14 protein-coding genes are annotated in these 21,861 nt (G+C 69.4%); 6 read left to right on the top strand and 8 right to left on the bottom strand.

Annotated features, from left to right (window positions below; translation table 11 throughout):
- Positions 1-377 precede the first annotated feature (377 nt).
- Positions 378-1,202 carry a glycerophosphodiester phosphodiesterase gene (locus tag ACFLIM_RS22500; RefSeq protein WP_393168406.1) on the top strand — a complete coding sequence of 275 codons (825 nt, stop codon included), beginning with the start codon at positions 378-380 and terminating at the stop codon, positions 1,200-1,202.
- Positions 1,203-1,212: 10 nt separating this feature from the next.
- On the opposite strand, the gene ACFLIM_RS22505 is transcribed toward ACFLIM_RS22500, so the two are convergent.
- Entirely contained in the window at positions 1,213-2,250 is a 1,038-nt protein-coding gene (locus tag ACFLIM_RS22505) for a MalY/PatB family protein (protein ID WP_393168408.1), read from the bottom strand.
- Between the two features lie 140 nt (positions 2,251-2,390).
- Here ACFLIM_RS22505 and ACFLIM_RS22510 point away from each other — a divergent pair, with 140 nt between their 5' ends.
- Entirely contained in the window at positions 2,391-3,233 is an 843-nt protein-coding gene (locus tag ACFLIM_RS22510; protein WP_393168657.1) for a nucleotidyltransferase domain-containing protein, read from the top strand.
- 113 nt (positions 3,234-3,346) lie between these two features.
- Here ACFLIM_RS22510 and ACFLIM_RS22515 read toward each other — a convergent pair whose 3' ends face one another.
- From ACFLIM_RS22515 to ACFLIM_RS22525, 3 genes are all read right to left on the bottom strand, one after another.
- Positions 3,347-6,157: a vitamin B12-dependent ribonucleotide reductase gene (locus ACFLIM_RS22515; RefSeq protein WP_393168410.1), complete on the bottom strand. Its 2,811-nt coding sequence runs from the start codon at positions 6,155-6,157 to the stop codon at positions 3,347-3,349.
- Entirely contained in the window at positions 6,154-6,609 is a 456-nt protein-coding gene (nrdR, locus tag ACFLIM_RS22520; RefSeq protein WP_138719270.1) for a transcriptional regulator NrdR, read from the bottom strand. Before nrdR ends, ACFLIM_RS22515 begins: the two co-directional genes overlap by 4 nt.
- A gap of 577 nt (positions 6,610-7,186) precedes the next feature.
- A complete protein-coding gene (locus ACFLIM_RS22525) occupies positions 7,187-7,498 on the bottom strand; it encodes a LysM peptidoglycan-binding domain-containing protein (protein ID WP_393168412.1) in 312 nt (103 codons plus the stop codon).
- Between the two features lie 934 nt (positions 7,499-8,432).
- Between ACFLIM_RS22525 and lexA the strand changes: the two genes are divergently transcribed.
- The gene (lexA, locus tag ACFLIM_RS22530; RefSeq protein ID WP_393168413.1) at positions 8,433-9,140 is read left to right on the top strand and encodes a transcriptional repressor LexA; all 708 of its coding nucleotides are present in this window, start codon (positions 8,433-8,435) and stop codon (positions 9,138-9,140) included.
- 242 nt (positions 9,141-9,382) lie between these two features.
- Here the strand turns inward: lexA and ACFLIM_RS22535 are convergent, their stop codons facing one another.
- Complete coding sequence (locus ACFLIM_RS22535) at positions 9,383-12,529, bottom strand: S41 family peptidase (RefSeq protein WP_393168414.1); 3,147 nt, start codon at positions 12,527-12,529, stop codon at positions 9,383-9,385.
- Between the two features lie 166 nt (positions 12,530-12,695).
- On the opposite strand from ACFLIM_RS22535, the gene ACFLIM_RS22540 reads away from it, so the two are divergent.
- Positions 12,696-13,664, top strand: a complete 969-nt coding sequence (locus tag ACFLIM_RS22540) for a TIGR03557 family F420-dependent LLM class oxidoreductase (RefSeq protein WP_393168415.1) — start codon at positions 12,696-12,698, stop codon at positions 13,662-13,664.
- On the opposite strand, the gene leuS is transcribed toward ACFLIM_RS22540, so the two are convergent.
- Positions 13,665-16,145 carry a leucine--tRNA ligase gene (leuS, locus tag ACFLIM_RS22545; protein ID WP_393168417.1) on the bottom strand — a complete coding sequence of 827 codons (2,481 nt, stop codon included), beginning with the start codon at positions 16,143-16,145 and terminating at the stop codon, positions 13,665-13,667. It lies immediately after the preceding gene.
- Between the two features lie 849 nt (positions 16,146-16,994).
- Between leuS and ACFLIM_RS22550 the strand changes: the two genes are divergently transcribed.
- Positions 16,995-18,380: a hypothetical protein gene (locus ACFLIM_RS22550; protein WP_393168419.1), complete on the top strand. Its 1,386-nt coding sequence runs from the start codon at positions 16,995-16,997 to the stop codon at positions 18,378-18,380.
- A 6-nt stretch (positions 18,381-18,386) separates the two neighbouring features.
- Here ACFLIM_RS22550 and ACFLIM_RS22555 read toward each other — a convergent pair whose 3' ends face one another.
- The gene (locus ACFLIM_RS22555) at positions 18,387-19,628 is read right to left on the bottom strand and encodes a cytochrome P450 (protein ID WP_393168421.1); all 1,242 of its coding nucleotides are present in this window, start codon (positions 19,626-19,628) and stop codon (positions 18,387-18,389) included.
- 228 nt (positions 19,629-19,856) lie between these two features.
- Here ACFLIM_RS22555 and ACFLIM_RS22560 point away from each other — a divergent pair, with 228 nt between their 5' ends.
- A complete protein-coding gene (locus tag ACFLIM_RS22560; RefSeq protein WP_393168423.1) occupies positions 19,857-20,987 on the top strand; it encodes a TRM11 family SAM-dependent methyltransferase in 1,131 nt (376 codons plus the stop codon).
- On the opposite strand, the gene ACFLIM_RS22565 is transcribed toward ACFLIM_RS22560, so the two are convergent.
- On the bottom strand, positions 20,956-21,795 hold the full coding sequence (locus ACFLIM_RS22565) for an alpha/beta fold hydrolase (protein ID WP_393168425.1): 840 nt from the start codon (positions 21,793-21,795) through the stop codon (positions 20,956-20,958). The genes ACFLIM_RS22560 and ACFLIM_RS22565 overlap by 32 nt on opposite strands.
- Positions 21,796-21,861: the final 66 nt, after the last annotated feature.

Here is a 21,861-nt window from a genome sequence, read left to right on the forward strand (position 1 = left end):
GACATTCAGGCTAAAGGCTCGCAATTCTCGATCTCCAGCGGGATGCGGCCTCCCCGCGCTGTCCGGCCCCGCGGGCAGGTTCGTGCTGTGGTGGGCCGTGGCGGACGTCCGGCGACTCCTGGCCGATCGGCGAGAAGGCGGGCCGGCCACGGAGCGAGGGCCTGATTTGGGAGATGTCAGGCGACACCGGCGCGATCGCCAACGCACTGGACACAGCGATCAAGTAAAGACATTTCGCGGGGTGCGGCAATATGTCCTACCCCGCGCGTCGAATGCTCATTTGCCGGGCACCATCGGGTTACTTTCAGCCATCAACTCGCAGTCACGAGTGATAGTCACCGTCGAGTCGTGGCCTCTCCCCGTAACGGAGGAGACCCATGTTCCAGCGACTCGCACTCATCCTCGCGACCACGCTCTCCCTCCTGGCGGCACCGGCAGCCCCGGCCGACGCCGAGACCGTCGCCAACGTCGCCCATCGAGGCGCCTCCGCGTACGCTCCCGAGAACACGATCGCCTCCTTCCGGCTGGCGAGCCGCCTGGACGCCGACGTGTTCGAGCTCGACGTCCAGGAGACCAAGGACCACCAGCTGGTCGTGATGCACGACTCGACCCTGTCCCGGACCACCGACGCCGAGCGGGTGTACCCCGACCGCTCCCCGTGGAACGTCCGCGACCTCACGCTCGCCGAGATCCGCAAGCTCGACGCCGGCTCGTGGTTCTCGTCCAGATACTCCGGCGAGCGGGTGCCCACCCTCAGCGAGGCGCTGAACGCGATGAAGGACTCGAACCTGAGCCTGATGCTGGAGGTCAAGGGCGCCAAGCTCTACCCGGGCATCGAGGAGCGGGTCGTCGCCGAGTTGCGCCGCAACCCCAGCTGGTTGTCAGAGCGGCGGCTGGCGGTGCAGTCGTTCAACTGGGACTCCATGCGGAAGTTCCACGGGCTGATGTCCGACGTGCCGATCGGGCTGCTCGGCACGCCCACGGCCGAGCAGCTCCCCGGGCTGGCGGAGTACGCCGACCTGATCAACCCGCCGCACAAGACCCTCACCGCCGAGTACGTGGAGCGCGTTCACCAGGCCGGCATGCGGGTCCACACCTACACGATCAACAACTCGCAGGTCATGCGTCGCATGATCGATTTCCACGTGGACGGCATCATCACCAACAAACCCGACGTCCTCGCCGACCTGATCAGCGCCTGAGGCCCGTGCCTCAGGCTTTGACGCGGGCCAGACGGTCGAGGATCTCGGTGAGGATGGGTTCCGTGGTGGCGAAGTTCAGGCGGACGTAGTGCTCGCCGCCCGGACCGAACGCCGCGCCGTCGTTCAGACGCACCCTGGCCTCGCGCTCGATCACCTCGGCCATGCCGGGCCGATCCGCGTGCAGCCAGGCCAGGTACGTCGCCTCCGGGAGCCGGTATCCGAACCTGCCGGGCAGGCGTTCGGCGATCGTGCGCCGGTTGCGGTCGAGCACCGCCAGGGTCTCCTGGAGCCAGGCGTCTCCGTGCCGCCACGCCGCCACCGTGGCCTCGACGCCGAAGAGGTTCGCGGAGCCGTACAGGAAGGGGGGTTGTGCCTTGAGTGCCTCGAGGACGCCCGGGTGCCCGAAGTGGGCGACCGAGCAGCGGATGCCGCCCAGGTTGAACGCCTTCGTCGCGGACGTGATCGTCACCGTGCGTTCGGGGAGGATCGTGGCGAACGGGATGTGCCGGTGCGGCTCGTAGGCCAGGTCGGCGTGGATCTCGTCCGCGATGACCAGCAGGTCGTGGCGTTCCGCGTGCTCGGCCAGCTCGGTCAGCTCCGCGCGGGTGAAGACCCTGCCGGTCGGGTTGTGCGGGTTGACCAGCAGGAGCACCCGGCAGCCCGACAGGTCGGGCACCTCGAAGCGCCACGAGTCGCCGTCGGGCTCTAACTGGATGGGGCGGAGGGGGCGTTCCATGACGTCCAGCGTCGTCAGGAACGGGTGGTAGGCCGGGGTGTGCACGGCGACGCCGTCACCGGGCCTGGTCCAGATCTGGAGGAGCACCTGGAGGGCCTGGTTGAGGTCGCAGTAGGAACGCACGAGGGAGGGGTCCGCGGGCCAGCCGTACCTGTTCGTCATGCGTTCGGCGAACGCCTCGGCCAGCGGTCCCGCGTTGGGCTCGATCATCCAGGCCGGATAGCCGAGATCTCCCTGTGCCCGCCGCCGCAGGGCCTCGACCACCTCGGGCGCGGTGGGCAGGTCCATGTCGGCCACCCAGGCGGGGATCACACCCGGCTCAACCGCTGACCATTTAAGACCGTCATGTATAACCCTGAGGACTTCGGGGGTAGATGCCTCATTCACCCCGCTATTCTAGAATCCTGGAATGTGATGAGCCGATGGAGTCGATTGTGGCAGGCTGGGCGGCCATGACGCCCCACCCGAAGATCGACGCCATCGTCGAGACCTACCTGTCGCTGGCCGACGCCGAGGCTCCCGGGCTGGTGGAAGGGCTCTACCTGGAGGGCTCCGCGGCCCTGGGCGACTACCGACCCGGCACGAGCGACGTGGACTTCGTCGCGGTGACGGCCGCCGAACCGCCGGTCGAGGTGCTGGGGCGCATTCACGACCGGCTCGGCGCGCACCCGTTCGACGGTGTCTACCTCACCTGGGACGATCTCCGCCGCGACCCCTCGGACCTGGAGGCCCGCCCGCAGGCGCACGCGGGCCGGCTCAACCGCCGGGGCGGCGTCAATCCGATCACCTGGCACACGCTCGCTCACCACGGCCTGACCTGCCGCGGGCCCAAGCCGGACGAACTGGAGATCTGGAACGATCCGGCCACCCTCGCCGCCTGGACCGACGGCAACCTCGACAGCTACTGGCGGCGCCTCGTGATCCGCGCCTCCCGGCTGGCCTCTCCCTGGGGGCTGACCTGCCTCGGGAGCTACGGGGCCGTATGGGTCGTCACGGGTGTGGCCCGGCTGCACTACACGCTGGCGACGGGCGAGATCACCTCGAAGGCGGGGGCCGGGCGGCACGCCTTGGAGACGTTCCCCGAGCGCTGGCACCGCGTGGTGAACGAGGCCCTGCGGCTGCGCGAGGAGGACGCCGCGCTGCCGACGGTGGCCAGCGCGGTCTCCGGGCTGGGCGACCACTTCGGGACACCCCGGTGCTCGCTGTACGGGTCGCCGTTCGAACGGCGACGGGACGTGCTCGGCTTCGCCGAACAGGCGATCACTGCCGCACACGCGCTGTACGCGGCCCGCTAGGGATCAGCGCTTTCCTGGCGAGCGCCCGGCGGTGCCCCAGCCCCTGATGAGGCCGGAGCACCCTCCTTACCGAAATCCGAGGCGTCGAACGATCGGCCGACGGCGGCCTGGTATCAGCTGCAGCCGCTGGTAGAGCCGCACCCCTCGCAGACGTAGCAACTACCGGCAGGACGCATCTTGGTGCCGCAGGTCATGCAGAGCGGCGCGTCGGCCGTGAACCGCTGGTGGCTCTCCAGCGTCAGCTCCTTGACCGGCTGCTGCTCCTCCTCCTTCGGCTTCGCCTCGATGGGCGCCGACTGGGCCAGCGTCTCGCGGTCCAACGTCTCCTGCAGCGCCGCCGGGTCCTCGCCACGCTGCTGCGCGGTCCGCTCGGCCGCCGAGAAGATGCCCAGGGCCGCCCGCTCGTCGTAGGGGAGGTGGTCGAGGGCCAGCCGACGGAAGATGTAGTCCATCACCGACGTGGCCATCCGGATGTCCGGGTCGTCCGTCATCCCCGCGGGCTCGAACCGCATGTTCACGAACTTGCCCATGTACGTCTCCAGCGGCACGCCGTACTGGAGCCCTATGGAGATCGCGACGGAGAACGCGTCCATGACGCCCGCCAGCGTCGAACCCTGCTTGGACATCTTGAGGAAGACCTCGCCCAGCCCGTTGTCCGGGTAGGACGAAGCGGTCATGTAACCCTTGGCGCCGCCCACCGTGAAGCGGGTGGTCATGCTCGGCCGCTGGTTGGGCATGCGCCGCCGGGTCGGCCGGTTGACCTCGATGACCTTGACCTCGGGCTCGGCCTTCTGCTCCTCCTTCTTGGAGCCGTTGCCGACCGACAGCGGCTGGCCGACCTTGCAGTTGTCGCGGTAGACCGCCAGCGCCTTGAGCCCGAGCTTCCAGCCCTCGAGGTAGACCTGTTCGATGTCGTCGATCGTGGCCGACTCGGGAAGATTGACCGTTTTCGAGATGGCGCCGGACAGGAACGGCTGAGTGGCCGCCATCATCCGGACGTGCCCCATCGGCGCGATCGCCCGCTCACCCATCGCGCAGTCGAACACCTCGTAGTGCTCCTGGCGCAGCCCGGGCGCCTCGACGACGTGGCCGTGCTCGGCGATGTACTCGACGATGGCCTCGGTCTGCTCCTGCTGGTAGCCGAGCTGCCTGAGCGCCCTCGGGATCGTCTGGTTGACGATCTGCATGGACCCGCCGCCGACGAGCTTCTTGAACTTGACCAGCGCCAGGTCCGGCTCGATCCCGGTCGTGTCGCAGTCCATCATCAAGCCAATCGTCCCAGTTGGGGCCAATAGGCTGGCTTGGGCGTTTCTGTACCCGTTCTTCTCGCCGAGCTTGAGGCATTCCGACCACTGGCGGGACGCCTCGGCGTGGATCTTCGCGTCCATGGCGCCGATCGTGCGCAGGTCGTCGTTCCCCGCCGCATGCTTGCGCATGACGCGCTTGTGCGGCTCCGCGTTCCTGGCATATCCGTCGTACGGCCCCACGACCCCGGCCAGTTCGGCACTGCGGCGGTAGGACACACCGGTCATGAGGCTGGTGATCGCCCCCGCCACGGCCCGGCCGCCGTCGGAGTCGTAGGCGTGGCCCGTCGCCATCAGCAGCGCGCCCAGGTTGGCATAGCCGATGCCGAGCTGGCGGTAGGCCCGCGTGGTCTCCCCGATCTTCTCTGTGGGGAAGTCGGCGAACGTGATCGAGATGTCCATCGCGGTGATGATCAGCTCGGTCAGCTTGACGAAGTCGGCGACGTTGAAGGAGTTGTCGTCCTTCAGGAACTTCAGCAGGTTGATGCTGGCCAGGTTGCAGGATGAATTGTCCAAATGGACGTATTCACTACATGGGTTGCTTGCAGTGATTCGTCCGGTTTCCGGGGTGGTGTGCCAGTCGTTGATCGTGTCGTCGTACTGCACGCCGGGGTCGGCGCACTCCCAGGCCGCCTTGGCCATCTTGCGGAACAGGCCCTGCGCGTCGACCGTCTCGATGACCTCACCGGTCAGGCGGGCCCGCAGGCCGAACTCGCCGCCCTTCTCCACCGAGCCCATGAACTCGTCGGAGACGCGTACGGAGTTGTTGGCGTTCTGGTACTGGACGCTGACGATGTCCTTGCCGCCCAGGTCCATGTCGAACCCGGCGTCGCGCAGCGCGCGGATCTTGTCCTCTTCGCGCGCCTTGGTCTCGATGAACTCCTCGACGTCGGGGTGGTCGACGTCGAGCACGACCATCTTGGCCGCCCTGCGGGTCGCGCCGCCCGACTTGATCGTCCCTGCTGAGGCGTCCGCGCCACGCATGAACGACACCGGCCCGCTAGCCGTGCCGCCGCTCGACAGCAGTTCCTTCGACGAGCGGATCCGGGACAGGTTCACACCCGAGCCAGAGCCGCCCTTGAAGATCACGCCCTCTTCCTTGTACCACTCCAGGATCGACTCCATCTGGTCGTCCACGGAGAGGATAAAGCAAGCGCTTACTTGTTGAGGTGACTGCGTGCCCACGTTGAACCAGACCGGCGAGTTGAACGCGAACACCTGGTGCGCGAGCGCGTGCTTGAGCTCGTGGTCGAAGATCTCGGCGTCCTCGTCGCCGGCGAAGTAGCCGTGCTCGATCCCGGTCCTGGTGTAGACGCCGACGACCCGGTCGATCAGCTGCTTCAGGCTCCACTCGCGCTGCGGGGTGCCCACGGCGCCGCGGAAGTATTTGGTCGTCACGATGTTGGTCGCGTTGACCGACCAGAACTCGGGGAACTCGACACCTCGCTGCTCAAAATTGATCGTGCCGTCGCGCCAGTTCGTCATGACGACGTCGCGGCGCTCCCACTGGATCTCGTCATACGGGTGCACGCCGGGCTTGGTGAAGATCCGCTTCATCTTCAGTCCCTTGCGCGGACGCTTGCCTCCGCGCGTGACTGAACCGCTGGCCGTCTCCGTCATGACTCCCCCTTCTCCGCCTTCAACTGTGAGATCTCGGCCTCGAAGTCCGCCAGGCTCTCGAAACCGCGATACACCGATGCGAACCGCAGGTAGGCCACCTCGTCGAGCTCCCGCAGCGGGCCCAGGATGGCCAGACCCACTTCGTTGGAGGGGAGCTCGGCCGCGCCCTTGGCCCTGATGGCCTCTTCCACCCGCTGCCCGAGCTGCGCCAGTGAGTCCTCACTGACCGGTCTGCCCTGACATGCCCGCCGCACGCCCGCGACGACCTTGTCCCGCGAGAACGGCTCTGTCACTCCGCTGCGCTTGCTCACCATGAGCAGTACGGTCTCCTGCGTGGTGAACCTGCGCCCGCACTCGGGACAGGTGCGACGGCGTCTGATGGCCCCGCCGTCGTCCGTGGAGCGGCTGTCGATGACCCTGGTGTCAGGGTGGCGACAGAACGGACAGTGCACGCTTTCGCCTCCATCTATGGCCACCACCGCGCACGTAGCGGGATGCTCGCGCACGCCCCACGGTTGTCCATGGAGCGGTCACGTAAACACAAGGTGTGGTGAACTACATCGGTGTAACTACTAGATGTTGTGGTCCAACCGTAGAAGCGAGCGACCATGAACGCAAGTTGACCGACCCCAATCGAACTGAAGTCGCTGATCAGCCCCGCCATCCCTCCTGACTCGGGCGTGTCGCCATCAACACCGGGCCGCTGAACGATGTTCCCGCCGGTAGAGACGTCACAGGAGTTGCATGGGCGCTCGTTCGTGAACAAACCTCACAAAGGTACCGGAGACCCCGTAGGCCACAAATCGCGCCTCCCGGCACACCTCAGCCCACTAGGCGAGCGCACGTGCACCACCGCACGTGCCCAGGACGCCCGGGGCGCGCGCCACCCTGCGGTTCGCGTGCCACATCCACGTCCCCCGTCAACGGCGCGCGACCGAGACATCAGAAACCCCGGAGCCGGAGCCGACCAGGCAACCAATCGACCTGAGACCGCCCCACCCCAGCCCCGGCGACCCGGCGACCCGGCGATCAGCGTAAGGCGGTTGTGTCGCTTGGGACGTAGAGGCGGGTGCCGGGGCGGATGATGGAGTCGGGCAGGCCGTTCAAGCGCTTGATCTCCGCCACCACAACGCCGGGATCGTCCCCTTGGGCGAGCGCGTCGGCGATCACCCAGAGCGTGTCCCCTTTGTGCACCTCCACCCAGGGCAACCCCGCATGGCTGGGCACCACGACCTTCACCGCCGCATGCCCCGCCGTGCGCGTCCCGAGCCAGAACCCGCCCAGCGACAATAACGCCACCGCGACCACCAGCACGACCCGCCCGCGACGAGTCAGCCGCACCGGCGGGGCGGAACGACGCCTGAGCCGCGCCGCCACCCGCCGCTCACGCCACCTCAATCCGCGTCGCTCGCGCCGCCTCTCAGCCCGTTGCTCGCGGCGCTTCGCAGCCCTCCGGCCCCATCCCCGCTGCCCGTCAGCAGCCGACCCCCGCACCGCCCTACTGGTCGCCCTCGCCCCTCGACCTCCATCAACGCCGCCCCCCATCCCCCGGCCCCCACCGGGGATGGCCCTCGGCCCGCGCCCCCGAACGCGGCCAGCCCCCGGCCCGCCACCCGCGTCGCCGCCGGCGCTGCGCGCGCGACCCGTATCAGCACCGGCCCTGGACGTCTCTGGTGGCCTTCGCCCGCCGCCTGTGCCGCCCTCCGCCCCTATGGCCTGCCCTCGACGCCCCCCTGCATCGAGGGTGTCGGCGTCGGCACCTCCCCGGCCCTGCAGTTGGGCGCCTGGACGCGGTGACGGGACAAGCCGCAAATAGGGCTTTCCGCGCCCCCGAGCCACACCCCCGCCGGACGAAGGGCCCTCACGCCGCCCCCCGCCACTCGAACGGGGCCCCAACCTCTTGCCGGAATTCCCGCGGGATCCAGCCCCCGAGCGCGTATTGTCTCCCCGTCGATCCTTGCCCTGCGTGGCATCGGCGATGAGTGTGAGTCGTTTGGTGTCTTCGCTGGTCGTGTCCGTATTCGTGGTCGTTCGCATGGATGACCTCCCGCCGTGTGACCCCTGGAAAAGGCCCAATAAAAGATCAGCAAATCGAACACGGTGTCGATCGAACTCCCGTACGATGTTGTACACCACACTGGCGACAATTTCGAGGAAGACTCGAACAATTGTTTGAAGATGATCTTCAACAGCGATACGGTCGCTGTGTGCGACATCAAGACCACGGACCGGGAGGTTCGCCGGTGAGGCGGGCCGCCAGGCGAGGAGGAAGAGCATGAGTGAGCGGGATGACGCAAACGGGGTCAGCGACCTCGCGGTGCGCCGGCGCGATTCCCTGGGGCTGACTCCCAGACAGCGCAAGATCCTCGAAGTGATTCGCGACTCGGTGCAACAGCGCGGATATCCGCCCTCCATGCGCGAAATCGGCGAGGCGGTGCAGCTGACCAGCACGTCCAGCGTGTCGCACCAGCTGACGGCGCTGCAGCGCAAGGGCTACCTGCGCCGCGACCCGCACCGGCCGCGCGCGCTCGAGGTGCGCCTGCCGGGCGAGCCCGTGTTGTGGGTCGACCCCGACGCCAGCGACGACGAGCCCACGATCAGCCGCCCCACGGCCGCCTACGTGCCGCTCGTCGGCCGCATCGCCGCCGGTGGCCCGATCCTCGCCGAGGAGAGCGTCGAGGACGTCTTCGCGCTGCCCAAGCAGCTCGTCGGCGAGGGCACGCTGTTCCTCCTGCAGGTCACCGGTGACTCGATGATCGAGGCCGCCATCGCCGACGGCGACTGGGTGGTCGTCCGCCAGCAGCCGGTGGCGGAGAGCGGCGACATCGTGGCCGCCATGATCGAGGGCGAGGCCACCGTCAAGACCTTCAAGCGCAAGGACGGCCACGTCTGGCTCGTCCCGCACAACGCCAACTACGAGCCCATCCCCGGCGACGAGGCCAGCGTCCTGGGCAAGGTCGTAGCAGTCCTCCGCCGGTTGTAATCGGACGTCGTAACCGACGGCCACTCGGGCGCGCGTCATGCGTCGCGCCGCGTTCCGGCGCGCGCCAAAAACACATACATGCACGGGGTACGACACCACCCAGGCCAGGCGGTCATCCTCGCCGCACCGTCCTTCGGCCGAACGGCCATGGTCCGGAGTGGACGTCGTAGCCGCCGTGGTGAGCTGGCACGCGCCGTCAGCGACGCGCGCCAGGATGGCGACCAGACGGACGCGAGCCAGTGTCAGGGCAGCGGCGGCAGGTCGGGCGGAGTCGCGGCCGGGTGCTCCTCAAGGGCGGCCAGAGCCAGCTCGATCGCCTTCTCCAGTTGCGGATCCCGCCCCGCCACCCGGTCCTGCGGTGTGATCACCACTTCGATGTCCGGCTCCACCCCGTGGTTCTCCACCCCCCACCCCTGCCCGTCGATCCAGAACGAGTACCGAGGCTGCGTGACCCGGGTCCCGTCCACCAGCGAATACCGCGAGTCGATCCCGATCACCCCGCCCCACGTCCGGGTCCCCACCAGCGGCCCGATGCCACGGTTCTTGATCCCGGCGCTCACGATGTCACCGTCGGAGGCCGCGAACTCGTCGGTGATCGTCACGATCGGCCCCCGAGGTGAGTCCTCCGGATACCGCATCGGCTCGTACCCGCGCGCCCGCGCCCACCCGGTGACCTTGCGGGACAGCTTCTCCAGCACCAGCTCAGACAGGTGCCCGCCGCCGTTCTCCCGCACGTCCACGACCAGCCCGTCATAAGCCATCTCGGTACGCAGGTCCCGATGGAACTGCGCCCACCCGGAAGCCACCATGTCGGGCACGTGCAGGTATCCGAGCCTGCCGCCGGACGCCTCCCTGACGTGGGCCCGGCGACTCTCCACCCAGTCGTGGTAGCGCAGCTGCGACTCGTCCGCGATCGGGCTGACCACGACCCGGCGCGGGTCCCCACCGGCGGCGGGCCGCACGGTCAGCTCGATCGGCTGGTTGGCGGTGCCGGCGAGGAGGGCGAGGGGGCCGCGTACCGGATCCACCGGACGCCCGCCCACCGCGACGATCGCGTCGCCCGGACGGACGGCCACGCCGGGCGCGAGGAGCGGCGAGCGGGCGGCGTGGTCGGAGGACTCGCCGGGCAGGATGCGCGTGACCCGCCACACCCCGTCGGCGTCACGCGAGAGGTCGGCGCCGAGCAGGCCCTGGCGGCGCCGGGGGTCGTAGCCGCCGCCGTTGCCGTAGGCGTAGGCGTGTGAGGTGCCCAGCTCGCCCTGCGTCTCCCAGAGCACGTCGATCAGCTCGGAATGGGCGCCGATGCGTTCGACCAGCGGTTCGTAGCGGTCGAGCACGGCCTGCCAGTCGACGCCGTTCATGTCCTCGCGCCAGAAGTGGTCGCGCATGAGCCGCCCCGCCTCGCGGAAGCCCTGCCGCCACTCGGCGACCGGGTCGAGCTGCACGGTGATCCGGTCGAGGTCGATGGTGACGACCTCGTCGCCCTCCCCGGCGGCGCGGGTCTGCAGGCCGTTCTTGCCGTTGGTGACGAGCCTGGTGCCGTCGCCGCTGACCTCGAACGAGCGCACCTCCCTGCCCAGCTCGGTCTTGGCGCGCTTCTTGAGGTCGTAGCGTTCCAGCACGATCTCGTTCGTGGACTCGGTCCCGTCGCCGAGTTGCCCCGCGAGCGGGTAGCGCAGCCACAACAGCGCGTCCTTCGCGGTACGCAGGTTGTGATACCGCCCGGCGGGCACCGGCACCGGCACGACCCGCGAGGCGAGCCCCTCGGGATCGACCTCGGTACGCGGCGGCGCGTCGTCCTTCTTCTCCTCCTTGCCGGGCTTGTCGTCCTCGCCGTTGAACCCGCGCCCCTGCAACGAGGGGTCGAACGGCGACGGCGTGGCGGCCTGCAGAGGCACGATGTACGGCTTGCACCCGGCAGGGAACGACAGGTCGAAGACGTGCGCGTCGTAAACGGGATCGAACGTGCGCACCGACAGGAATGCCAGATGTTTCCCGTCCTTGCTGAACACCGGGTCGTAGTCGGCGAACCGCACCGGCGTCACGTCGATCACCGACGTACCGTCCACCCGCCCCATCTTGATCTGCGACAGCGGTTCGTGATGCGGATGTTCCCAGGCCAGCCAGCCCGAGTCGGGCGAGAACGTCAGCCCGCTGACGTCCCCCTGCGTGGTCCGATCCAGTTCCCGGATATTTCCGGACTCGAGGTCGACCACCAGCAGCCGCCCGTCATGCGTGGCCACTGCCACGTGCTTGCCGTCGGGCGATGCCTCCAGTTCGAGCACCCGCCCGAGTTGCCCGGCGGCCAGCGTCCTGACCTCGCCGCCGGGCGTGCCGATCTCCAGCCCGTCCTCCCCGCTGGCGTCGGACACCCACACGGCCTTCCCGTCCGCGTCGAGCGCGCGCGGCAGGCGTACCCGGACGCCCGCCTGCACCCGCAACGCGCCCGCGGGCCCGTCGCGGTGGGTCACCCAGTGCGCGGTCCCGCGGATCTCCACCGCGCTGGCTCGCCCGGTCGTGTCCGGCGAGTACGAGCCGACCCGCGTGGGCGCGGGCCGCCTGGCCCGCCCGGGACGCGGCCCGCCGAGCCGCACGTCCAGCCGGTACGGCTCCGCGTCCAGGCTCTCCAGCAACCACAGATCCCCGGCGTGACCGTAGATCACCCGCTCCCCGTCGCCGGCCGCGTGACGGGCGTAGAACTCCGCATGGGAGCTGTGCCGGCGCAGGTCGGACCCGTCGGGCAGGGCGGAGTACACGTTCCCGATGCCGTCGATGTCGGCCAGGAACACGATCCGGTCCCCCACCCAGCTGACCGACCAGTACTGGGCCGTGCTGTCGGCGAACAGCCTGGTGAACTCCCCGTCCCCGCCGGCGTCGACCCAGATCTTGCCCGCCGTGCCGCCCCGGTACCGCTTCCACTGCGACGGTTCGCGCCACAACGCCGACACGGTGGCGACCTTGGCGCCACTGACGGCGACGTCACTGACCCACCCGTACGGCAGGCGGGTGGCCGGGCCGCCGTCGAGCGGCACCGCGTAGGCCCAGTTCCTGCTGCGCTCGCTCTGCCCCGCCGAGGTGATCGCGAGCACGTCCCCCTCGCCGGTCCACCCGCGCACGCCGGTCGTGGCGCTGCCCCAGTAGGTCAGCCGCTCCCCCTCGGGCCCGTCGATCTCGGCCGCGAACACCTCCGGCGCGCCCTCTCTGCCGCCGCTCCACGCGATGCGGGTGCCGTCGGGCGAGAACCTCGGATGAGACACCGGTACGCGGTCCGCGGTGAACCGCCAGGCCCTCCCGCCGGTCAGCGGAGCCAGCCAGACATCGTCGTCGGCGACGAAGGTGACCAGGTCACCGTGCAGGTGCGGATATCTCAGGTATGCGCCATTTGTCACAGGTGCACACTAATGCTAAATGCCAAGGTCAGCCCAAGAATTCTCCGCCCAGCCCACCTGTGCTGTCCTTCGAACGGTCAAGCCGGGCGAGGGCCGGCGGAGCTCGCCATCGAGGATCTCCACTCCCTGGACGCTAATCCGGACACACCCGGGTAGCCCCGACCGCATGGTGCAAATCGGCTACACCCTGATGTCCGAGCAGACCCCGGCGCGCGAGCTGGTCGACTACGCCGCGACGGCCGAGCGCGTCGGCTTCGACTACGCGGTCATCTCCGACCACTACTTCCCGTGGGTCGAGGAGATGGGGCACTCACCCTACTGCTGGTCGGTGCTCGGCGCCGCGGCCCAGGTCACCCAGCGGCTGCCGCTCATGACGTACGTGACGTGCCCCATCATGCGTTATCACCCGGCCGTGGTGGCGCAGAAGGCGGCCACGATGGGGGTGCTGAGCGGGGGCAGGTTCACGCTCGGCCTCGGTGCGGGCGAGAACCTGAACGAGCACGTCATCGGTGAGGGATGGCCGCCCGTCGACACCAGGCACCGGATGTTCGCCGAGGCGGTGCAGATCATCAGGGAGCTGTTCAGCGGCGAGTACATCACCCACCAGGGCGAGTTCTACGACGTGGACTCGGCCAAGCTCTACGACCTGCCGGACGAGCCGGTCCCGATCGGCATCGCCGCCTCCGGCGGCCAGTCGGCGGAGATCGCCGCCGAGTACGCCGACGTCCTGGTCGTCAACGAGCCGATGCCGGAGGTGGTCAAGCTGTTCAACGCGGCCGGCGGCCAGGGCAAGCCGGTCTACGGCCAGCTCCCGATCGCGTACGACACCGACCCGGAGGCCGCCAAGGAGCGGGCGCACAAGCTGTGGAGCTGGGCGGCCTGCGGCGGCTGGAAGGTCATGGCCGAGCTGCCCTCACCGGTGAACTTCGCGGCCGCGACCGGCACGGTCCGCCCCGATGACGTGGCCAGGAACGTGCCGTGCGGCAACGACGTGGACGCGGTCGTGGCGGGGCTCAGGAAGTTCACCGACGCCGGGTACACGCACGTGGCACTCGTCCAGATCGGCCACGACCAGCAGCAGCCGTTCTTCGACTGGGCGGAGAAGGAGCTGCTGCCGGCTCTGCGCAACCTCTAGCTACGGGACGATGTTGACCAGCTTCGGCGCCCTGACGATCACCTTGCGGGGCGCGTTCGTCAGGTAGGGCGCCACCTTCTCCGAGGCCAGGGCCAGCGCCCGCAGGTCATCCTCGGAGATGTCGGGCGAGACCTCCAGCCGGTCGCGCACCTTGCCCGCCACCTGCACCACGCAGGTGACCGACTCCTGCACCAGCAGCTCCGGCTCGGCCACCGGCCACCCGGCGAACGCGACGGACCCGGTGCGGCCCAGCCGCTCCCAGCCCTCCTCGGCGGTGTAGGGGGCCACCAGCGACAACATGATCGCCAGCGTCTCCGCGGCCTCGCGCACGGCGGGGTCACCGGCACCGGGACCGGAGTCGATGGCCCTGCGCGTCGCCGTGGTCAGCTCCATCATGCGGGCCACCGCCACGTTGAAGCGGTGGGACTCGACCAGCTTGGTGACCTCGTCGATCGTGTGGTGCGTGACCTTGCGCAGCTTGACCTCGCCGCGCTCGAACGGCACGCCGGGCTCGCCGGCCGCCTCCGACATCACGCGCAGCGCGCGGGCCAGGAACTTCTGCGAAGAGGCGGGCGACAGGTCCGCCCAGTCGATGTCGTCCTCCGGCGGCCCGGCGAACACCATGGTCAGGCGTACGGCGTCGACTCCGAAGTCGTCGATCTGCTGGCCCAGGTCCACGCCGTTGCCGAGGGACTTCGACATGGCCTTGCCGCCGTTGATCACCTGCCCCTGGTTCAGCATGCGCAGGAACGGCTCGGTGAAGTCGACCATGCCCATGTCGTGCAGGACCTTGGTGAAGAACCGTGAATACAGCAGGTGCAGCACCGCGTGCTCGATGCCGCCGACGTACTGGTCGATCGGGCCCCACTTGCGCACCTGCTCGACGTCGAACGGGCCCTCGGTGTAGCCGGGCGAGCAGTAACGCAGGAAGTACCAGGACGAGTCGACGAAGGTGTCCATCGTGTCGGTGTCGCGCTTGGCCGCGCCGCCGCACTTGGGGCACTCGACGTTGACCCACTCGGTGGCGCTGGCCAGCGGGGAGACGCCCTTGGGCGCCAGCGCGTCGCCGCGCAGGTCGGGCAGCGTGACCGGCAGCTGCTCGTCGGGGACGGGCACCTCACCGCAGTCGGGGCAGTGGATGATCGGGATCGGCGTGCCCCAGAACCGCTGCCTGGACAGCAGCCAGTCGCGCAGCCGGAAGTTGATCGCGCCCGTGCCCCTGCCCTCGACCTCCAGAACCTCGATGATCTTGGCGATGGCCTCGGTCTTGCTCAGGCAGTCCAGCGGCCCGGAGTTGACCAGCGTGCCCTCGCCGGGCGTGGCCTCGCCGGTCTCGCCGGGATCGGCCAGCCCGGTGTGCACGACGACCTTGACCGGCAGCCCGAACTTCACCGCGAAGTCCAGGTCGCGCTGGTCGTGGGCGGGCACCGCCATGATGGCGCCGTGGCCGTAGTCGGACAACACGTAGTCGGCCGCCCAGACCGGGATGCGCTCGCCGTTGACCGGGTTGATCGCGTAGCGGCCCAGGAAGACGCCGGTCTTCTCCTTGTCGGTGGACAGCCGCTCGATGTCGCTCAGCTTGGCGACCTCGGCACGGTAGGCCTCGAACTCGGCGCGGTGCTCGTCGGTGACGATCTCGTCGGCCAGCGCGGCGTCCACGGCGACCACAAAGAACGTGGCGCCGAACAGGGTGTCGGGCCGCGTGGTGTAGACGTGGACCGGCTCCTCGCGCCCCTCGATCTCGAACAGCACGTCGGCGCCCTCGGAGCGGCCGATCCAGTTGCGCTGCATGGTCAGCAGCCGCTCCGGCCAGCCGTTCAGCTCCTCCATGTCGTCCAGCAGGCGCTGCGCATAGTCAGTGATCTTGAAGTACCACTGCGTCAGCTCGCGGCGGATGACGTCGGCGCCGCAGCGCTCGCACTTGCCCGCCACGACCTGCTCGTTGGCCAGCACGGTCTGGTCGTTGGGGCACCAGTTGACCAGGCCGCCCTTGCGGTAGGCCAGGCCCCGCTCGAAGAACCGGTTGAACAGCCACTGGTTCCACCGGTAGTAGTCGGGGTCGCTGGTGTGCAGGCGGCGCGACCAGTCGAAGGAGATGCCGTAGCGCTTGAACGAGGTGGCCTGCGTCTCGATGTTGGCGTAGGTCCACTCGGCCGGGTGGGCGTTGCGCTTGATCGCGGCGTTCTCCGCGGGCAGGCCGAAGGAGTCCCAGCCGATCGGGTGCAGGACGTTGTAGCCCTGCTGCATCCAGTAGCGCGCGATGACGTCGGCGATGGCGAACACCTCGCCATGCCCCATGTGCAGGTCGCCCGACGGGTAGGGGAACATGTCGAGCATGTAGCGCCGCTCCCGGGGGTCGTCGGCGTCCTCGCTCGCGCGATAGGTGTCCTGCTCCTCCCATCGCTGCTGCCACTTGGCCTGCAGCGCCTGCGGATCGTACTCACTCACGGCTACTGTCCTTCTGGCTTGACTCGGACCCATAAGAAAACCCCTCGCGCACACAACGAGGGGTGGAGCCGCGACGGCGAGAACCTTCTAGGGCCGTCGCGGCCCGCTAAGAAGCAGGGTCGCGGAACGCACGTATCAAGCGTAGCGCACGTCTTCGGCTGAATGCAGATACTCGATCGAGGTCCACGGGCACAATGGACCCTTCAGGTCCAGCGAGACCTGATGGTGATGTATCCGTTGTGACCTCATTCGTCCCACAAGAATAGCCTTGTCGCCGTGGTGTACCCAGCTGAGCCTGATCGACCGGAGGCCGACCTGCCGCTGCAGGATCCGCCGACCGATCCTCATGGCTTCGCTCGTTTCGCTGCGGAACCACCAGCATCTCCTGGAAAATCCCATGAGATCATGCCTGGTACGTCAAATCCGGATATAACGGGATATCCGGACACAACCTCGGGAGGGCCGGCAGCAATGGCAGCGGAGAATTCCGGACCACACCTGCCGCAGTCCTGGCCAGAAGCCCCCAGGCACTCCGGCCACCAGGAGCCCTCCTGGCCCGAGCCACCGCGCAAGGACGACTCCTGGCCCGAGCCGTCCCGCCACTCCAGGCCCGATTCCCCGCAGCACGACGCCGCGGGCCCTTCCTCCTGGCCGGACACGCCACAGCAGGGACCCTCTTCGTGGCCGGAAACGCCACCACAAAGCACCGCCGGGCCCTCGTCGTGGCCGCCGCAAGGCACCGCCGGACCGTCTTCGTGGCCGGACACCTCACCGCAGGGACCGTGGCCAGATGCGCAGCCGCAGAACGCCGCGCCCTCCTGGCCGGAGGCGCCTCGCCAGGACGCCGGATGGCCCGACGCATCCCGTCAGGACGCCGGGCGGGTGGACGCACCCCGTCAGGACGCCGGGTGGCCCGACACGCCCCGTCAGGACGTACCGACGTCGTGGCCCGACACGTCCGCGCAGGACGTACCCGTCTCCTGGCCGGAAGCGTCGCCGCAGGGCAGCGCGCGGCACTCCGCCCGGCCCGAGCCGCCGTCGGTCCCCGACCCGGTCCCCGCGTGGTCGCAACCGCCGCCGCCCTCCCCCGACGCCTGGTCGAACCTCGCCTCCCCCGCCCCTTGGCCGCAGGCCGAGCGCCATCCGGGAGACTCCGCCGAGCACACGGTCATGTACAACCAGTCCACCCCGCTCGACGCCCCGCCGCAGGGCCCGCCGTCCGGGCCGCAGCAGCCGCCCCAGGCCCACCCGTCCGGCGAGCGAACGACCGCCTACAACCAGCACTCGGAGAACCTGCTCAACGACCGCGCCGTGCCCTCCACCCCCATGGAGTCCGCCCACACCGGCGCGCTCCCGGCCGAGGACCAGGGCCCCCGCCCCGGCTCGAACCTGAGCCGCGACCCCTCCGACCCCGACCGCCCGTTCGTGACCGCGGGCCAGGTCAGCGGCTCCCGCACCCCGCCGCCCGAGCGCCAGCAGGAGCTCTGGAACACCGTCTTCGGCGACAACTACCAGGCCATGGACGACCAGGACTCCTTGGACGACGAGGAGCGGGGCAAGCCCATCTGGATCTACGCGCTCGGCGGCTCGGTGGCGATCGCGCTGGTGGCCGCGCTGCTGTGGGCGTTCCTGGCCGGGCCGCTGGCGAGTGACGACCCCACGAGCTCGAACGCCGCCGAGGGCAACTCCACCGCCTCGCAGAAGCCGAGCGCCACCAGGACCTCGACCTCGATCGGCCCGCTGCCGAAATACCCGGGCAAGGCCGCTCCGGTCGTCGGCCGGGTCCCGGACGCCGCCGCCGGCATCTCGGTCCCGCGGCTGGGCGGCACCTGGCAACTCGACCAGCGCGCCACGGTCAAGGCCACCTACGGCTTCGACACCCGCCAGTACGTCCAGGTCGCGCCGGAGAAGTTCGCCCAGCTCCTGTCGGGCCCGCTGTCGCCCAAGCTGGCCTCGTACTACGAGCAGGACAACCTGGAGCCGGTCATCAAGCAGGTGGTGCTGACCGCCCGCAAGCGCTTCTTCCCGGCGGACAACAAGGTACGCAAGATCGCCCAGCAGCCCATCAAGGTGGGCGACTCGACGGGGCGGCTGATCGCGTACTCGCTGACGTCGGGCACCGACAAGGCCACGATCGTCACGATGGCCGTGAACACCGGCGCCCAGGTCCCGGCCATCGTGTACATGTCGATCCCGTCGGAGAGCAAGCAGCTCATGCCCGACATCCGCACGGTGATGAACCAGCTCAAGCTCACCGCGCAGTCCTAAGGGCGGCTAGAAGGCGCACTCCATGTGCTTGATGCCGTTGATGAAGGCGGAGTGCAGGCGGTCGGGCTTGCCGCCCTCGATGTTCGGCACGCGGCGCAGCAGCTCGCGGAACATCACCGTGATCTCCCGCCTGGCCAGATGGGCGCCCAGGCAGAAGTGCGGGCCCGGGCCGCCGTACCCGACGTGGGGGTTGGGGTTGCGGGTGATGTCGAAGCGGTACGGGTCGGCGAACACGGCCCCGTCCCGGTTCGCGGCCCAGTAGAACAGGACCGCCTTCTCGCCCTTGCGGTAGAGCTGCCCGTTCATCTCGAAGTCCCTGGTGACCTTGCGGCGCATGAAGTTCACCGGAGAGGCCAGCCGGACGATCTCCTCCACGGCCCCCGGCGCGCGCCCGTCGATGTCCTCCAGCCACACGGCGCGCTGGCCGGGGTTCTCGGTGAGCAGGCGCAGGCCGTACGAGATGGCGTTCCGCGTGGTCTCGTTGCCCGCCACGACCAGCAGGATGAAGAACGAGCCCAGCTCCTGCGACGTCAGCCTCTCGCCGTCGATGTTGGCGTTGACCAGGGATGACGTCAGGTCGTTCGTGGGGTTGCCGGCGCGGTGGGCGGCCAGGTCCTGCACCAGCCGCTGCAGGTCCATGCCCGCGTTGAGCAAGCGTTCGACCATCTGGTCGGGGTCGTCGCCGGCGTATTCGGTGTCGAAGCCGCCGAGGATGACGTTGGAGCGCTCGAAGACGAACTGGTAGTCGCTCTCGGGGATGCCCATCATGTCGCAGATGATCTTCAGCGGGAGCCGCGCGGCGACCTCGGTCACGAAGTCGCAGCCCGGCCCCTTGGCCAGGAGGTCGTCCACGATGCCGACGGCCGCCGTCTCCACGTCCGCCTCGAACTGCTTGATCATCTTGGGCGTGAACGCGCGGGAGACGATCCTGCGCAGCCTGGCGTGGCGCGGGTCGTCCATGTTGATCATCGAGCCGAAGTATTCGGCGAACTCGGCGGGCATGTCCGGGATGTTCGTCGCACCGCCGTCGCCTGAGCAGAACACCTCGGGGTTGCGGCTGGCCTCGAGGATGTCGGCGTGCTTGACCAGCGCGTAGTAGCCCGGGCCCTTGGGCGCGAAGGAAACCTCCGGCTCCTCGAAGAAGGACGGGGTCGCACGCGATCGCAACCGGTCGAACGCCTCCTCGCGCTCGTCCATGGGCCTGGCCCAGAAGTCACGGTCGGACAGGTCGAAGTCAAGAACGCTCATGAAGCCATCATTCGAAAAGCAGCCCACTTACGTCAATGGTTGTTACGTACACCGTACGTACGTGCTCGGAAAACCTGTGGCTCGTGCCGTCTGGCGGGCCCTAGGGTGTGCTTCATGACCTTCTTCTTCCTGCGTTAGCGACCCGCCGGCGGGTCGCGGACGACCCACCGCCGGCGATGCGGGACGGCTGCGACCGCCGTCCCGGGTCGCGACGTGGGAGAAGGACACGTGCATACCTTTGCCGTGGCCAGGGCGGTGCATGGCATCGAGCCCCTGGTGGCCACGGAGATTCGGCGTTCCAGGCTCGGTGTGGTGCGTGGGGTGCGCCATCGCGAGGTCTGGTTCGAGGCCTCGTCCGGGGCCGACTTGCTGGGGCTGCGCACGGCGGACGACGTGCTGCTGGCAGCCGCCGTGGTGGACGGGGTCGGCCACGGCCGCTCAGCCCTGCGCCGCCTGGCCAGAGCTGCCCGGGAGCTCGACGTAGGTCTCTTGGCGAGGTCGGGCGCGGGCGGGCCGGCGAAATCCGGCGTGGGGCGGTCGGCGAGGTCCGGCGACGGGCTGGAGGTGTCGGCGTCGTTCGTCGGGCGGCGCAACTACACCAGGTTCGAGATCGAGGACGCGGTCGGGGCCGAGCTGGCCCGGCCGTTGCGGCAGCCGTACCACTCCAGGAGGGACGGGGTGCGGCCGCCGCAGGGGGCGATGTCGTGGCGGGTCACGATCGAGGGCGACCAGGCGGTCATCGCGGTGCGGCTGGCCGACCGGCCGCTGCACCGCCGGTCGTACAAGACGGCCTCGATCCGGGGCACGCTGCACCCGCCGGTGGCCGCCGCCATGGCCGAACTGGCCCGGCTCGGGGGCGCGCGCACAGTGCTCGACCCGTGCTGCGGCGCGGGCACCACGCTGATCGAGGCCCACGCATTGGCACCCCACCTGCGGCTGGTGGGCTTCGACCACGACCCGGCCGCGCTCGAAGCCGCCGCCGCCAACGCGCGCACCGCCGGCGTGCGGACGGCTCACGCGGGCGCCGGCGCGGTTGAAAGCCCCTTCGGGTGGGCCGTGGCGGACGCCGGCCGGATCCCCGTCGCTGGCGGCACGGCGGACCGGGTGCTCGTCAACCCGCCCTGGGGACGCCAGGTGCCGCCGCGAGGGCTGCTCGCCCGGGACGGCGGCCTGTTGTGGCGGGAGGTGCGGCGGGTGCTGGCCGCCGACGGGCTGGCCGTGGCGCTGGTCCACGACGGGATCCCGCACGGGTTCGTGGTGGAGGAGGCGGTCCGGGTGAGCTTGTCGGGCCAGCACCCGGTGATCGCGGTGCTGCGGAAATCGAACGTCAGGAGGCCGGGCCGAGCCAGTCCAGAATGAGCCGGTTGACCTCGCCGGGCCGTTCGAGGTGGAGGAAGTGTCCCGCGCCCGCCACCTGTTCGGTCCGCGAGCCCGCGGGCAGGTGGCTCAGCGCGTCCTTGACCAGCTCGGCGCCCAGGCAGCCGTCCTGGGCCCCGTGCAGGTAGAGGACCGGGCCCGTGACCCCGGGCTCGACGGCCGGGTAGCGGCCCGACGGCGGCGTGGTGCCGAGCATGGCCCGGTAGTAGCCGATGGCCGCGCTCAGGTTGGCGGGCTCGCCGATGCTGCGCCGGACGAACTCCAGATCCTCGCTCGCGTCGTATCCGGGCGACCAGTCGTGCCAGAGGTTCTCCAGGAAGCCGGGCCGGGCGGCGGCCGCCTCGGCGACGGCGGTCTGGAAGAGGAAGACGTAGAACGAGCGCTTGAGCTGCTCGTACTCCAGGAAGCCACCGGCGAGCGCCCCGGTCGGCGGCACCGCGAGCGCCACGGCGCGGCGGAAGCGGGAGGCGGTGTGGTAGACGGGGTAGGCGCCCCAGTCGTGACCGATGACGACCGCGTCCGCGTCGCCGCCGAGCTCCTCGTGCAGGGCGCGGACGTCGGCGACCAGCGCGGCGGCCTCGTACGCGCCGTCGGCGGGGATCTCGGTGGGCGCGTAGCCGCGCATGAACGGCGCAACCGCGCGGTAGCCGCGCTCGGCCAGCGCGGGCATCAGGTGCCGCCAGGTGTGGGCGGTGTCGGGGAAGCCGTGCAGGCACAAGGCCAGCGGCCCCTCGCCCACCGTCAGATACGCGAACTCCACCCCATTGGCGTGGATAGTCCTGATCTCCATGACTGCGAAACCTAGCATTCGGCCCGCCCCAGGAATACCACTACTTCGAGGCCCTCTCGATGAGAC

This window comes from Nonomuraea marmarensis, assembly GCF_043197025.1.
GTDB lineage: Bacteria > Actinomycetota > Actinomycetes > Streptosporangiales > Streptosporangiaceae > Nonomuraea > Nonomuraea marmarensis.

Excerpts from the sequence above, each read along its gene's own strand:
- lexA (WP_393168413.1), top strand. The coding sequence starts at position 8,433 with ATGAGTGAGCGGGATGACGCAAACGGGGTCAGCGACCTCGCGGTGCGC.
- ACFLIM_RS22515 (WP_393168410.1), bottom strand. The coding sequence starts at position 6,157 with ATGACGGAGACGGCCAGCGGTTCAGTCACGCGCGGAGGCAAGCGTCCG.
- ACFLIM_RS22540 (WP_393168415.1), top strand. The coding sequence starts at position 12,696 with ATGGTGCAAATCGGCTACACCCTGATGTCCGAGCAGACCCCGGCGCGC.
- ACFLIM_RS22510 (WP_393168657.1), top strand. The coding sequence starts at position 2,391 with ATGACGCCCCACCCGAAGATCGACGCCATCGTCGAGACCTACCTGTCG.
- ACFLIM_RS22500 (WP_393168406.1), top strand. The coding sequence starts at position 378 with ATGTTCCAGCGACTCGCACTCATCCTCGCGACCACGCTCTCCCTCCTG.
- ACFLIM_RS22555 (WP_393168421.1), bottom strand. The coding sequence starts at position 19,628 with ATGAGCGTTCTTGACTTCGACCTGTCCGACCGTGACTTCTGGGCCAGG.
- ACFLIM_RS22565 (WP_393168425.1), bottom strand. The coding sequence starts at position 21,795 with ATGGAGATCAGGACTATCCACGCCAATGGGGTGGAGTTCGCGTATCTG.
- leuS (WP_393168417.1), bottom strand. The coding sequence starts at position 16,145 with ATGGGTCCGAGTCAAGCCAGAAGGACAGTAGCCGTGAGTGAGTACGAT.